At 63.6% G+C, this 15,099-nt stretch carries 15 protein-coding genes; 4 read left to right on the top strand and 11 right to left on the bottom strand.

Translation table 11 applies throughout. The features are described from left to right. Positions 1-124 precede the first annotated feature (124 nt). From G1E_RS19455 to G1E_RS19495, 9 genes are all read right to left on the bottom strand, one after another. Positions 125-1,222 carry a DUF1513 domain-containing protein gene (locus G1E_RS19455; RefSeq protein WP_047150033.1) on the bottom strand — a complete coding sequence of 366 codons (1,098 nt, stop codon included), beginning with the start codon at positions 1,220-1,222 and terminating at the stop codon, positions 125-127. A gap of 2 nt (positions 1,223-1,224) precedes the next feature. After that, on the bottom strand, positions 1,225-2,289 hold the full coding sequence (locus G1E_RS19460) for an imelysin family protein (protein WP_009686819.1): 1,065 nt from the start codon (positions 2,287-2,289) through the stop codon (positions 1,225-1,227). An 18-nt stretch (positions 2,290-2,307) separates the two neighbouring features. After that, the gene (locus G1E_RS19465; protein WP_009686820.1) at positions 2,308-3,735 is read right to left on the bottom strand and encodes a di-heme oxidoredictase family protein; all 1,428 of its coding nucleotides are present in this window, start codon (positions 3,733-3,735) and stop codon (positions 2,308-2,310) included. Positions 3,736-3,845: 110 nt separating this feature from the next. Next, on the bottom strand, positions 3,846-4,232 hold the full coding sequence (locus tag G1E_RS19470; protein WP_009686821.1) for a hypothetical protein: 387 nt from the start codon (positions 4,230-4,232) through the stop codon (positions 3,846-3,848). Positions 4,233-4,244: 12 nt separating this feature from the next. Next, a complete protein-coding gene (locus G1E_RS19475; RefSeq protein ID WP_033691313.1) occupies positions 4,245-4,727 on the bottom strand; it encodes a hypothetical protein in 483 nt (160 codons plus the stop codon). Between the two features lie 145 nt (positions 4,728-4,872). After that, entirely contained in the window at positions 4,873-6,207 is a 1,335-nt protein-coding gene (locus G1E_RS19480; protein ID WP_009686823.1) for an imelysin family protein, read from the bottom strand. 144 nt (positions 6,208-6,351) lie between these two features. Next, complete coding sequence (locus tag G1E_RS19485) at positions 6,352-8,403, bottom strand: bifunctional diguanylate cyclase/phosphodiesterase (RefSeq protein WP_009686824.1); 2,052 nt, start codon at positions 8,401-8,403, stop codon at positions 6,352-6,354. Positions 8,404-8,663: 260 nt separating this feature from the next. Further along, positions 8,664-9,260, bottom strand: coding sequence for a superoxide dismutase (locus G1E_RS19490; RefSeq protein WP_009686825.1), 597 nt, complete (start codon positions 9,258-9,260; stop codon positions 8,664-8,666). A gap of 219 nt (positions 9,261-9,479) precedes the next feature. After that, positions 9,480-10,079 (bottom strand): LysE/ArgO family amino acid transporter, encoded by a 600-nt coding sequence (locus G1E_RS19495; RefSeq protein ID WP_009686826.1) that lies wholly within the window; start codon positions 10,077-10,079, stop codon positions 9,480-9,482. Between the two features lie 100 nt (positions 10,080-10,179). Between G1E_RS19495 and G1E_RS19500 the strand changes: the two genes are divergently transcribed. The 3 genes from G1E_RS19500 to G1E_RS19510 all read left to right on the top strand — a co-directional run bounded on the left by G1E_RS19500 (position 10,180) and on the right by G1E_RS19510 (position 13,027). Beyond that, positions 10,180-11,070 (top strand): LysR family transcriptional regulator ArgP, encoded by an 891-nt coding sequence (locus G1E_RS19500; protein ID WP_009686827.1) that lies wholly within the window; start codon positions 10,180-10,182, stop codon positions 11,068-11,070. Positions 11,071-11,119: 49 nt separating this feature from the next. Next, the gene (locus tag G1E_RS19505; RefSeq protein ID WP_009686828.1) at positions 11,120-12,115 is read left to right on the top strand and encodes an NAD(P)-dependent oxidoreductase; all 996 of its coding nucleotides are present in this window, start codon (positions 11,120-11,122) and stop codon (positions 12,113-12,115) included. Between the two features lie 87 nt (positions 12,116-12,202). Next, a complete protein-coding gene (locus tag G1E_RS19510) occupies positions 12,203-13,027 on the top strand; it encodes a hypothetical protein (protein WP_009686829.1) in 825 nt (274 codons plus the stop codon). Between the two features lie 51 nt (positions 13,028-13,078). Here the strand turns inward: G1E_RS19510 and G1E_RS19515 are convergent, their stop codons facing one another. Together G1E_RS19515 and G1E_RS19520 are read right to left on the bottom strand one after the other, a co-directional pair. Next, positions 13,079-14,128, bottom strand: coding sequence for an alkene reductase (locus G1E_RS19515; protein WP_009686830.1), 1,050 nt, complete (start codon positions 14,126-14,128; stop codon positions 13,079-13,081). 16 nt (positions 14,129-14,144) lie between these two features. Further along, complete coding sequence (locus G1E_RS19520; RefSeq protein WP_009686831.1) at positions 14,145-14,447, bottom strand: helix-turn-helix transcriptional regulator; 303 nt, start codon at positions 14,445-14,447, stop codon at positions 14,145-14,147. 150 nt (positions 14,448-14,597) lie between these two features. Between G1E_RS19520 and G1E_RS19525 the strand changes: the two genes are divergently transcribed. Next, positions 14,598-15,099 (top strand): ACP phosphodiesterase (locus tag G1E_RS19525; protein WP_047150034.1); only part of this gene is annotated, 502 nt, incomplete at its 3' end.

Genomic DNA, 15,099 nt, shown 5'->3' on the forward strand with positions numbered 1-15,099 from the left:
GCCGCGCGGGCGGCGCTCGCTCTCACAGGCGCTGCATATCTTGTGACAAACACCTATCAGCCCTGATGCGACCCCTGTGGGCGCTGGCTTGCCTGCGATAGGGCCGGTGAAGGCCACGGATCAATCAGACCAGATGCAGGTGGTTGTCCCAGAACCCGGACGGCAGGCTCATCGGTTGCCCGACCAGTTGTGCCTTGGTGCAATCGTAGAAGCGGCAGCGGCCCTGCCCGGAGGTCACGACAAACCCGTCCTTGACCGCACCGACCCCGGCACAGTCGGGCATAGGGGCGTCGAGCCGCACAGCGCCGCTGTCCAGGTCCCAGATAAACAGGCGGTTGGCCCGTGGTGCGGTCAGCGCCACCAGCCGCAGCTCGCTGTGAATCGCTACACTGGCGGTGTACTGGGCCATGGCCTGCAGTTGCTGCTCGGGCACCGGAAAGGCCTTGAACGGCTCGCCCGGGCGCTTGATGGCCAGCAACTCGGCCGTTTCATCGGCGTCGCCCATGAACTGCTGGCAGGCGGCAATGGTGCCATCGCTGCCCACTGCCAGGTGGCGCACGCTGTTCATCTGCTGGGCGAGGGTTTCCTTGCTCAACAAGGTGCCGTCACGCTGCATCAGCACCAGGCTCGGCTCCATGGCATCGAGGTTCATCTCGACCCGGCTTTCGGCCTCGGTGCGGATCCCGCCGTTGGCCACCACCAGGGTTTCGCCGTCGGGTAGCCAGGCCACCTCGTGCGGGCCAATGCCGTGGGTGGGGAGCTCGCCGGTGTGTACCAGGCGCGCACCTTCGAAGCGGTACACGCCAAGCACGCCCCGCCCCGGGTCACGGGTGTCGTTCTCGGTGGCGTACAGCCATTCGCCGCTTTTGTGCACCACCGCATGGCCGTAGAAGTGCCGGTCCGCTTGCGAAACCACCGTTTGCAGCAAGCGCCCGTCGCGCAAGTCGACCAGGTAGCTTTCGGTACCGGGGCGGCGAGCGACGAACAGGGCGATCGGCTGTTCAGGGTGATGGATGATGGCATGGCAACGCTGGGCAACCTGGGTGCTGAACACCTGGGTGCCGTCCAGGCGGAACCCCACGGCATAGTGCTTGCCGTCGCCGTCGTCACGCGCCGAGAGCAGCAAGGGTTCGCTGCCTTTGTTGCGGAACAGGCTCCAGCCACCCAGGGTAAGGGCGCTGAGCAGTACGCTACCGAGTTTGATTGCCTGGCGTCGCAGCATGATCAGTCACCGTCGTTGGCATTGAAGCCCAGCTGGATGTTCAACGCCTTGGCCAGGTCGCCTTCGTGCAGGCGGTGGACCACGTTGAGGCTGTCATAGAGCTGGTTGAGGGTTTGTTGGCCGGCGTCGTCGGCCAGCAACTCGCCCAGGGTCTTCTGGTTGTCGGCCAGCAGTTTGAGCGAGGTAGCGTAGGCGGCGTCGATCTTGTCTGCCAGCGCTTTCTGATCGCTGGGCAGGAGGCCGCGCAAACCCTGGTTGTCGACCCCAACCCACACGGTCTGGGCAGCCTTGAGGGTGGCCTCCAGGCTTTTCAGTGAGCTGTGGCTGCGCCAGGCCTCGGCCTGCAGCGGCTGCGCGATGCCCTTGCTCTGGCGGCCCATGGGGGCACCGAGTTTTTTCTTCAGCGTATCCAGTGCGGTCACCTGGGAGCGCAGCAGGTCGGCGATGGCCTCGTGGGAATCGGCGTAGCGCTGGTTGGGGAACTTGGTCATCTGCGAGAGCATGCCGTCGGTGCTGTTCCAGCTCTTGAGGATGTCCTCGGCCAACAGCTTCTGGTGCTCGCTGATGGCGACCAGCAGCGGGCAATAACGGGCCTTCTGTTCGGCTGTGGCGATGTCCGGCTTGCTGTCGAACAGAATGTATTCATAGGCCGACAGCCCACGTACCACCACGCTGGCCTTGCCCAGCGCGGCCACATCGACTGGCTTGTCGCCGTTGACCAGTTGCTCTACCTGGCGGCCGACCAGGTTTTTCTTGTCGGGCCAGAACTGCACCTGCCAGGCGCGGTTGCCTTCGGCCAGAGGGCCCACCAGCAGCGGTTGCAGTTCAGCCCAGGCTTTTTGTGCGTTGAGGAAGTCGGCACGGGCCTTTTCCAGGTCTTCCTTGCCTTCGCAGTAGGCCAAGGCGCTGGCGGCCAGGGTACGGTCGGCTTCGACCCAGCGGCTGTAGGTGGGCAGGATCACCTGTTTGGCGATGGCGGCGGAGGTCACTGCTTGCGGGTCCTGCGGCGAGCAGGCGCCGAGGGCGAGTGCGGCGAGGCTGGTGAACAACAATTTGGGTCGGAACATGCCGGCTCCTTTGCGCGTTTAAAGGGAATTCAGGAACGCCAGCAGCGCGGCGCGCTGCTCGGCATTGAAGGTGAGAACGAAATTGCGTGCCGCTTCGGCTTCGCCGCCATGCCAAAGCACGGCTTCGAGCAGGTTGCGCGCGCGGCCATCGTGCAGGAACTGGCTGTGGCCACTGACCGTTTCGCTCAGGCCGATGCCCCACAGCGGCGCGGTACGCCAGTCCTGGCCGTTGGCGGCGAATTCGGTGCGCTCGTCGGCCAGGCCCGGCCCCATGTCGTGCAGCAGCAGGTCGCTGTAGGGGCGGATGACCTGGTTGGCCAGCTCTGGCTCGGTTGCATCGGCGGCGGTGGTGAACTGCGGTGTATGGCAACCCTGGCAGCCGGCCTGGTAGAACAGGTTCTTGCCCGCCAGCACCTGTGGCGCGCCCACGTCGCGGCGTGCCGGCACGGCCAGGTTGCGGGTATAGAAGGTGACCAGGCGCAGAATGTTGTCGCTGACTTCCTTCTCGCCATCGGCGCCATCGCCATTGGGCGCAGCCAGGCACGCGGTTTGCGCCGCGGTGCAGTCGTCCTTGGGCTGCAGGGTACTGGTCAGGCCCATGTCGCCGGCGAAGGCGTGCACGTTCTGCTGGTTGACGTTGGGTTGGCCGGCCTTCCAGCCGAAGCGCCCGACCACGGTCTTGCCCTGGGCGTCATCCCATACCCGGTTGGCCCGCCCGCGAATGCCGTCGTGGTTACGGTCGTCGGGGTCTTCGTTGGCCAGCAGGGCGGCTTCGGGGATGGCTTCGAGCAGGCCCAGGCCGATCATCGGCGGGGCCACCCGTGCGGAAAACCGGGTGTCGGGGTGCATCACGCCGTAGCCCAACTGGGTGATCTGCAGGCTTGGCTTGCGCAGTTGCACCTGATGGCCATCCTCGAACGTCACCGTGTGCTGGGCATAGCTCACCCGCACCTTGCCTTCCGGGGCCACGCCGGGGATGGCCATGTCTTGCAACTGGGTGCCATAGACCGGTTCCGGCACCACACCGATGCGCTCGATCACCTTGGCCAGGTAGGGTTGGTCGGGGATCGACAGGCGCACCAGCATGCCGACGGCGTTGCTGTCATTGGCGGCTGGGGGATGACCACGGCCGTCGCGCACATGGCAGTTCTGGCAGGCATTGGTGTTGAACAGCGGGCCCAGGCCATCGCGTGCAGTCGTGGTGGAGGGGGCGATCACCCAGGGGCTACGAAAGAAGCTGTTGCCTACGGCGAAGTCCAGCCGCCGTTCCGGCGAAAGGTTGGCCGAGGGCTGGGCGTAGGCGTTGCGGTCACTGCGCTGTACGGTGGCCAGGCCAGCCGACAAGGCTTCGCCGGGCTCGGCCTGGGTGAAGCGCGGGGCGTCGTCACAGGCAGCGAGGGCAAAGGCCAGCAGCAGGGGGCTGAGTCGAAACAGCGACAAGGACATCGAGAATCCTGGGCTTGGGCAAAAAACCGGCGTGCAAGCTTAGCAGGCCCAGGATCATTGAATAAGAGCAATTTGCGTTTGCTCGATGAAATCGTCGTTACTTGTGGCCCTCAGGCGATATAGAGCTTGAACTGGCGGTTCACCAGGCTGACGATCAGGTTCTTGTTGCCACCATTGCGATTGTTGCCGGCCACTTCGATGACTTCGTCGCTGTCATAGTCCATGGTGCGGGCAGTGAGCTGTTTGATGGCATTCTCGTGGGCCGGTTTCCAGTAATCCTGGAAGACCCAGATGCTGGCTTCGGCAGCGGGGCCGAGGATCAAACGCAAGGCTTTGTGGTTTTCATTGGTATTGCCGATCCACGGTACGGCCAGTTCGCCGTTCCAGGCGTCCTGGGCGCCGACTGCAACGCTTTTGCCGCGGTTCTCACCGTCGACCACGGTGAGGGTGTAGGGGGTGTTGTTGGCGATGGAGCACAGGTAGGTGACGCTGGCCATGTGAAGGTCCTTTTACGGTCGGGTTTCTGGGCGGGGTAGCGGGCTGCTCGGGCTGCGGTAGACGTACACGCCAAGCAAGGTGATCTCGTTGAAAGGCGGGTCCAGTTCGGCGGGGTCAAAGCGCCCCAGCAGCTGCAGGCCCTGGGCAAGGGCGACAGCCTCGAACATCTTGCGGTCGGATTCGTTGGGGTCGTACAGGTAGATCTTGCCGGAGTGGGCAAGCACCCTGCACATCTCCAGGGCCACATGGTAAGTGATGGGGGCGCCCATCAGGGTTACGTGGGGTATGGCGCGGGTGTCCAGCGGGAAACGGGGCGCATCGTATTCGTCGACCTGATACAGGTGGGGGATGCGCTCGCCTGTGCGCGGCCCGTTGGAAATGCGCTGGCCGGCTTTATTCAGGTTATAGGCGTGGGTGAAGCCGGTCACGATGTCCTTGCCCCCCACACGCTGAACGATTCGGCCTTCCCCCCAAACATCAAGAATCTGTAGCACTGCGCCCTCCGGCCTGGTGATCCCGTGAATGGGGCCAGAATGAAGGGCGAAAGGCACGACAGGCAGCTGGAACCACAGCACCTGCAGCACAAACGCAAACGCCCGGCACAAGGCCGGGCGTTCGGGGTGAGGCGCCGTTACCGAATCAGAACTCGTGGTCCGCGGTATCCGGGTTCAGGTTGGCAATACCGAGCTTGCCCGCCGCCTGTTCGATCGCACCGGTCTGCTTGACCAGGGCGGCGATGGCATCGCGAACGATCTGGTTGCCGGCAGCGTTGTCGGGGGCGATCAACTGGTCGTAGTGCTCGCCTTTCTGCGCATGGTCGACCATGACCTGGATCTTGGCCTCGGTGGCCTCCAGGTCGGCCTTGAGGGTGGCGTCGGCCGCCGGGTCAACCTTGGCTACCAGCGACGACAGGCTCGGGCCGCTGACCTTGGTGCCGTCCGGGCGGGTGTACTCGCCCAGGTAGACATTGCGGATACCCTTGGCATCGTAGAAGTGCGAGTAGTGGGTGTTGTCGCTGAAGCAGTCCTGCTCGTCTTCCGGCGAGTTGGCTTCCAGGGAAACCTTCATGCGTTCACCGGCCAGTTCGCCCAGCGAGAGGCTACCCATGCCGAACAGCATCTTGCGCAGGCCATCGTTGACCGGCTCGGCTTCGAGCTTGGCGCGGTAGTTGTCGGCGACGTTCGGAGCCCAGTTGCCGACCATCTCTTCAAGGTCGGTGACCAGCAACTGGGTCACGGCTTTGAGGTAGGCGCGGCGGCGCTCGTTGTGGCCGCCGGTAGCACCCTGGCCTTCCAGGTAGTCCGACGCCGGGCGGGCGCCTGCGCCTGGGCCGGTACCGTTGAGGTCCTGGCCCCACAGCAGGAATTCGATGGCGTGGTAGCCCGTGGCGACGTTGGCTTCGGACCCTGCCAGTTCGTTCAGGCTGGCCAGCTTCTCGGGGGTGATGTCCTTGACGTCGATCTTTTCTTCGCCGACCTGAATCTCGGTGTTGGCGATGATGTTGGCGCTGGCGGCGGGGTTGCCCAGGGCATGCTCGTAGCTCTTGTCGACATAGTCGATCAGGCCTTCGTCCAACGGCCACGCATTCACCTGGCCTTCCCAGTCGTCGATGATGGTGTTGCCGAAGCGGAAGGCTTCGCTCTGCAGGTAAGGCACGCGTGCAGCAACCCAGGCTTGCTTGGCAGCCTTCAGGGTTTCATCGTCTGGCTTGGCAAGGAAGGCGTCGACAGCGGTCTGCAGGGTTTTTGCGGTGCTCAGCGAGTCGCTGTACACGGCATAGACCATTTCTGCGTAATGCTTGACCACGGCTTTGCCAGCGGCTTCGTCGACAGCCCCTGGCGCTGCAGCGGTGGTGCTGGCGGCAGCGGGTGCCTGCGCTTGCGCAGCGGCAGCCTTGTCGTCTTTTTCGCCGCAACCGGCGAGGGCGATGGCCATGGCCAGCAGACTGGCGGAGGCCAGAGGCATTCGAATCATTATGGGTTTCCTGCGTCGTGTGGTTGGACAGTGCGCCTAGGCATGCGAAACGGCAACATCATGCGAAAGATTTGCATTTGCTGTAAAGGGGCGGGGGCGCATTTCATGCAAATCCAGGTCGCTGGCTTGGCCGGGCGAGCAGTTTCAGAGCATCGAGACCTGATTGCGTTGGGCTTGCTTGAGGAAGTGGGTCAGTTCACGCGCCGACAACGGCTTGCTGTAGTGATAGCCCTGGCCCTCGTGGCAGCCCTGGGCAATGATGTAGGTTTCCTGCTCGGCGGTTTCCACGCCCTCGGCGATGACCTGCATGCCCAGGCTCTTGCCCAGCTGGATGATGGCGCGAACGATGGTAGCGTCGTCATCGTCGTCAAGCAGGTCCTGGACGAAGCTCTTGTCGATCTTGATCTTGTCCAGCGGCAATGACTTCAGGTAGCTGAGCGACGAGTAACCGGTGCCGAAGTCGTCGATCGCAATCAGCGCCCCGGAACGGCGCAGGCTCAGCAGGTGCTGGGCGGCGGTGCTGATGTCTTCCATCAGGCCGGTTTCGGTGACCTCCAGCTCCAGGCTGCGCGGTGGCAGGCGGTAGGCCTGCAACAGGTTGTTGACCACCCGCGGCAGCTCGCTGTGGTGCAACTGCACGGTAGACAGGTTGACCGCCATGCGCAGGTCGCTGAAGCCCAGGTCGTGCCATTCGCGCAATTGCCGGCAGGCCTGGTCGAGTACCCATTCGCCGATGCTGATGATACTGCCGTTCTGTTCGGCCAGCGGGATGAACTGGTCGGGCGGCACCATGCCCAGTTCCGGGTGCTGCCAGCGCAGCAGGGCCTCCACGCCGACCACGCGGTGGTCGCGGTAGCTGATCTGTGGCTGGTACACCAGGTACAGCTGGTTACGCGGCAGGGCTTCGCGCAGGTCCTTCTCCAACTCGCGGCGGCGGCGCATTTCACTGTCGACGCTGGCAATGTAGAACTGGTAGCGGTTGCGCGAGCGGGCCTTGGCCAGGGTCATGGTCTGCTCGGCTTTCTGCAGGAGCTTTTCCGTGCTGTCGCCGTCTTCTGGGAATAGGGTGATGCCGATGGTGGCGCGCAGGCGGATCTGCTGGTGATCGAGGTCGAACGGCACCTCCAGGTCATCCAGAATACTTTGCGCCAGTTCGGCAGCCTCGTAGGGCTGCTCGATGTTGGCTTGCACCAGGGCAAACTGGTCGCCGCCCAGCCGCGCCAGGGCACCCAGGCGGCCGCTATGCGCCCGCAGGCGGTCGGCCAGGGCCAGTAACAGTTGGTCACCCACCTGGTAACTGAATTGTTCGTTGATGCCCTTGAAGTCGTCCAGGCCCACGCACAGTACCGCCACCCGGTGTTGCAGGCGGCCACCGTCGACCAGGATCTTGTCCAGTTGCTGTTGCAGCTGCTGGCGGTTGGGCAGGCCGGTCAGGAAGTCGTATTGGGCCATGCGCTGCAGGCTGTTTTCCGCTTCGTGACGCAGGTGGGTGTTGCGCTCGATCGAAGCCAGCAACTGGTTGGCCGTGTTGACCCAAAGGCCCAGTTCGTTCTTTTCGTGCCCCTTTAGCAGCGGGATCTGGTGCTGGCTGGGGCGGTCGGGGTTGATCTGCGTGAGGTGCTCGATGATCTTCGACAGCGGCTTGGTCAACAGCCAGTGGTAGACCAGGTACAGCACCAGGCCCATGGCCAGGGCGCGCAATACGCCGGAGATGAAGATGATGACCGCGTTGATCAGGAAATCTTCACCATACGAAGAGGTGTCGAGGGTGATGCTGAGGTCGCCGTAGTATTCGCTGTAGGGGCCGCGGCCGACCAGTTGCGTGGTGTAGGTACGTTCCTGGTCGAGAATCAGGTCGGTCAGCCAGCGCATGGAGGTGTCCCGCAGCGGCCTGGACTTTTCTGCCAGCATGGTTTCATTCGGGTGGCCGATGGACGCCATGCGTACCGACTCGTCCTGGAACAGGCCTTCCATCACCTGCATGCCCATTTCACGGTCGAGGCTGTACACCGCCTGGGTCGACGGGTCGCGGAACATGTCGAGGATGCGCTGGGCATCGTTGTTCACGGTCTGGCGGGTCTTGTAGGTGTCGTAGACAATTTGCGCACAGCTGAGCAGTACGCCGACCGCCAGCGCCGACAGCAGCACGACCCTGAGCAACTTGACCGACAAGCTGTTCCGCAATTCCAGCTTCAATGGGGTTTCCTTAATCCATGCGCATGGCATCATTTTGCCATCAACGATGACGATACACTATCGGCCTACCATGAGCAGTGTATCGGTTGCCTGCCCCTGCAACTTGAGTGCGCTGTCTCAATCTTCCAAAGATTTGATGTTAGCGCGCTCTGCCGCCTGAGCAAGCAAAACCGTGCGGCTCGGTGTACCGGCGCGGCGGCCCCTGGCAGGCACAAAAAAACCCGGCACATGGCCGGGTTTTCTGTTCAAGGCTGGGTGACTCAGGCCTTGAAGGTCTTGCCTTCGAACTGCTCGGCAACGAAGGCCCAGTTGACCAGGTTCCAGAACGCCTCGACGTACTTCGGACGCAGGTTGCGGTAGTCGATGTAGTAGGCGTGTTCCCAGACGTCGCAGGTCAGCAGCGGGGTGTCGCCGCTGGTCAGCGGGCAGCCGGCGCCAATGGTGCTGGCCAGGGCCAGGGAGCCGTCGGCTTTCTTCACCAGCCAGCCCCAGCCGGAACCGAAGGTGCCGACCGAAGTCTTGGTGAACTCTTCCTTGAACTTGTCGAAAGAACCGAAGGCCGCGTTGATGGCATCGGCCAGGGCGCCGGTTGGCTGGCCGCCGCCGTTTGGCGACAGGCAGTTCCAGTAGAAGGTGTGGTTCCAGACTTGAGCGGCGTTGTTGAAGATGCCGCCCGAAGAGGCCTTGACGATTTCTTCGAGGGACTTGCCTTCGAATTCGGTGCCTGGGACCAGGTTGTTCAGGTTCACGACATAGGTGTTGTGGTGCTTGTCGTGGTGATACTCCAGGGTTTCCTTGGAGATGTGCGGCTGCAGGGCATCGTGGGCGTACGGCAGCGGCGGCAATTCAAAAGCCATGGTGGATCTCCTGATTCAGGTCTGTTTGCGGTTTGCGCAAGGCCGATCACGGGCGGCCCGATCAGCGTCGGCGAGTTTTTACTCTTTGCGACGCAAGGGCTGGATCATAGCACCGGGTCCGGCGCATAACCACGCAACAAACATAGGGAATAGAGGTTCCGGGGCGGTCGAGCCATGCCGACCGGTGGTCTCGGGCTCTGCCTGCCAGGGCCCTTGGGATCAGTTGAAGATCAACTGCGCCGCCACCGCAAACATCATGACCGCCACCATCAGGTCGAGCATGCGCCAGGTTGCCGGCCGCGCCAGCCACGGGGCCAGCCAGGCCGCGCCGAGCGCCAGGGTCGAGAACCACAGCAGTGAAGCGCTGGCGGCACCGGCCACATAAGCCCCGGGCTCGGTCTGCTGGGCGCCCAGCGAGCCGATCAGCAACACCGTGTCGAGGTACACGTGCGGGTTCAGCAACGTCACCGCCAAGGCACTGAGCAGTACCGCACGACGTGAACGTGTGCCCTGGCCCTGCTGGTGCTGCAGGCTTTGTTTCGAACAGGCACTGCGCAAAGCCTTGGCCCCGTACCAGATGAGGAACACCGCCCCGCCCCAGCGGGCGATCGCCAGCAAGGTCGGGTTGTGTGCCAGTACGGTGGCCAGGCCAAACACACCGGCCGCCACCAGGATGGCATCGCAGACGATGCACAGCACTGCCACCGGCAGGTGGTGCTCGCGGCGCAGGCTTTGAGCAAGTACGAAGGCGTTCTGGGCGCCGATGGCCATGATCAGGCCGAAGGCCACCAGCATGCCGTTGAGGTAGCTTTGCCACATGGCGAGGCTCTCCGAAAAGGTCACAAAAGATGCTGGCCATTGTGTGGGTTGGGGCTGTATAAGAAAAACAAATAAAGCTGATCCCTCATTAGGAAAATCGATGTTCGACTACAAGCTGCTTGCCGCCCTGGCGGCCGTGATCGAACAGGGCGGTTTCGAGCGTGCCGCGCAAGTGCTGGGCCTGTCGCAATCGGCCATTTCCCAGCGCATCAAACTGCTCGAGGCGCGGGTCGGCCAGCCCGTGCTGGTGCGCGCTACCCCGCCCAGCCCGACAGAGGTCGGCCGCCAGTTGCTCAACCATGTGCAGCAGGTACGCCTGCTTGAACGTGACCTGCAGCGCCAGGTGCCGGCGCTGGACGAACAAGGCATGCCAGAGCGCCTGCGCATCGCCCTCAACGCCGACAGCCTGGCCACTTGGTGGGCTGGCGCGGTGGGCAACTTCTGTGCGCAGCAGAACGTGCTGACCGACCTGGTGGTAGAGGACCAGGAAGTGGGCCTGAAGCGCATGCGTGCGGGTGAGGTGGCGGCCTGCCTGTGTGGCAGTGAACGGCCTGTGGCCGGGGCACGCAGCCTACCGTTGGGGGCAATGCGTTATCGGGCGTTGGCCAGCCCCGGGTTCATGGCGCGCCATTTTCCCCAAGGCTTTGTCGCCAGCCGCCTGGCCCGCACCCCGGCCATCGTGTACGGCCCGGACGACTTCCTGCAGCACCGCTACCTGGCGTCGCTGGGCATGGAGGATGGTTTCCTGCACCACCTGTGCCCGTCATCCGAAGGCTTCCTGCGCATGACCGAGGCGGGCCTGGGCTGGGGGCTGGTGCCCGAATTGCAGGCCCGCGAGCAACTGGCCGCTGGGCAGTTGGTGGAAATTTGCAGCGATACCCCCATCGATGTGCCGCTGTACTGGCATCATTGGCGCAATGGCGGGCAATTGCTCGCGCAACTGACCGAGCATCTGCGGCATACGGCAGGGCAATGGCTGGTGCCGTTGTAGCCGCGGCTGGCGTCAGTTGCATCTGAAATCTGGCAAGACGGAGTGTTACATGCGAATTCTGGTCACCGGCGCGAGTGGCTTCATTGGCGGGCGCTTTGCGCGTTTCGCCCTGGAGCAGGGCCTGGACGTGCGGGTCAGCGGCCGCCGTGCGGAGGGGGTGGAGCACCTGGTCAAGCGCGGTGCCCAGTTCATCCCCGGCGACCTGAACGATGCCGAGCTGGCCCGGCGCCTTTGCCAGGGCGTCGAAGCGGTGGTGCACTGTGCCGGCGCGGTGGGGCACTGGGGGCGCTATCAGGATTTCCACCAAGCCAACGTGGTGGTCACCGAGAACGTGGTCGAAGGGTGCCTCAAGGAGCACGTGCGGCGCCTGGTACACCTGTCGTCGCCGTCCATGTACTTCAACGGCCGCTCGCGCCTCGACATCCGGGAAGACCAGCTGCCGCGCCGGTTCCATGACCATTATGGGAAAACCAAGTACCTGGCCGAGCAGAAAGTGTTCGGTGCGCAGGAGTTTGGCCTCGAGGTGTTGGCACTGCGCCCCCGCTTCGTCACCGGGGCCGGCGATGCCAGCATCTTCCCGCGGCTGATGCAGATGCAGCGCAAGGGCCGGGTCGCGATCATCGGCAATGGCCTGAACAAGGTTGATTTCACCAGTGTGCACAACCTCAACGAGGCACTGCTCAGCGCCCTGTTCGCCGATGACCGGGCATTGGGCCAGGCCTACAACATCAGCAACGGCCAGCCGCTGCCGTTGTGGGACGTGGTCAACTACGTAATGCGCCAGATGCAGTTGCCGCAGGTGAGCCGCTACCGTTCCTACGGCCTGGCCTACAGCCTGGCTGCGCTCAACGAAGCCGCCTGCATGCTATGGCCGGGGCGCCCGCAACCGACCTTGTCGCGGTTGGGAATGCAGGTCATGAGCCGTGATTTCACCCTCGACATCAGCCGCGCCAGGCAGTACCTGGACTATCAGCCGAAGATCAGCCTGTGGACGGCGCTGGATGAATTCTGCGCCTGGTGGAAACATCAGCCCCCGGGGCAGTGAACGCGGCGCGCCGATTAGGGTCAGCAGTGCGCCGCGCGAGCGGTTTATACTCCTGTTTCTTTGCTATTACCGCGGTTGAACTCACCCATGCGCAACGATGCTCACGACGATTTCGATGATGTGCCAACCCTGCGGGCCGGCACCCCTGATGATGACGAACTGTTGCCGGCGCACGTGGCCCGTAGCCGCCAGAAGGCGGCCAGGCCGGCCAGCACCGGGCCTTTGTGGGTGCTGCTGGGGGCCTCGTTCATAGCCCTGGCCGGGCTGGGCTGGTGGAGCTTCCAGCAGATCTCGCTGATGGAGCAGCAACTGGTGGCCACCCAGGAAAGCTTTGCCCGCATCAGTGAGGATGCAGCGGGGCGCTTGCAGGCAATCAGTGGCAAGGTCGCTGCCAGCGAATCGTCGGTCAACACCGGCAGCGAGGCGCTCAAGCTGCAGATCCGCCAGTTGCAGGCCAGCCTGGCCGAGCAGAGCAAGCAGCAGCAAGGCGTGGCTGGCCAGGCCGGCGACCTGGGCAAGCGCCTGGAGCAGGTGCTGGCCGATACCCGTGAGCAGCAGAAAGCTGTGACCGAATTGCAGGGCCAACTGCAGGCGCAGTTGAAGGCGGTGAATGCCGAGCTGGCGGCGTTGAAGTCGGGCCAGGTAGACGGTGGCAAGCTTGATGGGCAGCTCAAAAACCTGAGCGAAGAGGTGGCTGCGCTGAAGAAGCAGGGCAACCCGAGTGCGGCGATCGAAAGCCTGGAGCAGGACGTGCTGGTGCTCAAGACGCAAATGGAAAACCGCGGCTCGTCGGGCTCAAGTGGCGCATCGGTACAGGAGTTCGATGCGTTCCGCGGGCAGACCACGCGCAACCTCAACACCCTACAGAGCCAGATCCAGAACCTGCAGCAGCAAATCAACGCTCGGCCCTGAAATGGCCTGAACCCGCTGCTACAGGTGCACGGTAGCAGCGGGTTCACTGGGTTACAGGCGCGGGTAATCGATATACCCCACCGGCCCCTTGCTATAGAACGTTTCGGGGTGCGCCTCGTTCAACGGTGCATCCGCTGCCAGGCGTGCCGGCAGGTCCGGGTTGGCAATGAACGGCACCCCGAACGCCACCGCATCGGCCTTGCCATCGGCCAGGGCTGCATTGGCACTTGCCTTGTCGAAACGCTCGTTGACGATGTATGGCCCACCAAACGCCGCCTTGATCAACGGCCCGATGCTGTCGTCGGCTTCACGCTCCCGCGAGCAGATGAAAGCGATGCCGCGTTTGCCCAGTTCGCGGGCAACGTACGTGAACGTCTCGGCACGGTCGGCGTCACCCATGTCGTGGGCGTCGGCACGTGGTGCCAGGTGCACGCCGACCCGGTTGGCCCCCCACACCTCGATGGCTGCATCGGTCACCTCCAGCAGCAGGCGCGCGCGGTTTTCCAGCGAGCCGCCGTAGCGGTCGGTGCGCTGGTTGGTACTGCTTTGCAGGAACTGGTCGAGCAGGTAGCCATTGGCGCCGTGAATTTCCACACCATCGAAACCGGCGGCCTTGGCGTTTTCCGCACCGCTGCGGTAGGCCTCGACGATGTCGCTGATTTCTTCGGTTTCCAGTGCGCGCGGGGTGGGGTAGTCACTCAGCGGGCGTACCAGGCTGACATGCCCCTTGGCCTGGATCGCGCTGGGGGCCACCGGCAGTTCGCCGTTCAGGTAGCTGGGGTGCGAGATACGCCCCACGTGCCACAGCTGCAGGAATATGCGCCCGCCCGCGCCATGCACGGCCTTGGTGACATTGGTCCAGCCGCGGACTTGCTCATCGTTCCAGATACCGGGCGTATCCGGGTAGCCGACGCCCATGGCGGTGACCGAGGTTGCCTCGCTGAGAATCAGCCCGGCGCTGGCGCGTTGGACGTAGTACTCGGCCATCAGGGCATTGGGCACGCGGCCCTCGTCTGCACGGCAGCGGGTGAGTGGGGCCATGATGATGCGGTTGGGCAACTGCAGGTCGCCCAGGGTGATCGGATCGAAAAGCGTGGTCATGTCGGTTACCTGCTGGTCAAAGCGCTTGGCGCAGTTGTTCCAGGAACGCCTGGATGGTGGCTTCGTTGCGTTTGAAGAAATGCCATTGGCCGATCTTCTGGCTGCTGATCAGCCCGGCACGCTGCAAGGTGGCCAGGTGGGCGGAGACGGTCGACTGCGAAAGGCCGCAGCGTTGGTCGATCTGCCCGGCACACACACCGTTTTCGGTGCTGTGGTACTGGTTCGGGAACTGGTTTGCCGGGTCTTTCAGCCAGCTGAGAATTTCTCGCCTGACCGGGTGGGCCAGCGCTTTTATGATTTCGTCGAGATCGAGTGGCATGGCGTGAGGCTCGTTGTAGCGGTATATCGCGATAGGGCGAAATATAAATCGCTGAATGCCGATATCCAAATATCCAGTGGTGCTTAGCTGAGTTCAAATCGCTATATCGCGTTATAACGATATTGGGCGCCGCGGTGGTAGACTGCGCTCATGAACTACCTTGCACATTTGCACCTGGGCGGGCCGGCCCCGCAACAACTGCTGGGCAGCCTGTACGGCGATTTCGTCAAAGGCTCGCTGCACGGGCGCTTCCCGCCTGCTTTGGAGGCGGCTATCCGGTTGCACCGGCATATCGACAGCTATACCGACCGGCACCCCTTGGTACTGGCGGCGCTGGCGCGGTTCCCGCGTGAGCGGCGGCGCTTAGCCGGCATCGTGCTGGACGTGTTTTTCGACCACTGCCTGGCGCGGCATTGGCACGACTATGCCGAGCAGCCCTTGGCGCAGTTCACGGGCGCGTTTTATCGGGTATTGCTGGCGGAGCCTGAGCTGCCGGGGCGGCTGGCGCGCATTGCGCCGTTCATGGCTGCCGATGACTGGTTGGGCGCTTATGGCGACTTCGCCACGCTGGAACAGGTGTTCAACGGCATCGGCCGGCGGCTGTCGCGGCCAGACGCGATGGCGGGGGTGATGGTGGAGCTGGAGCGGCTGT

This window comes from Pseudomonas sp. TJI-51 (assembly GCF_000190455.2).
Taxonomy (GTDB): domain Bacteria; phylum Pseudomonadota; class Gammaproteobacteria; order Pseudomonadales; family Pseudomonadaceae; genus Aquipseudomonas; species Aquipseudomonas juntendi.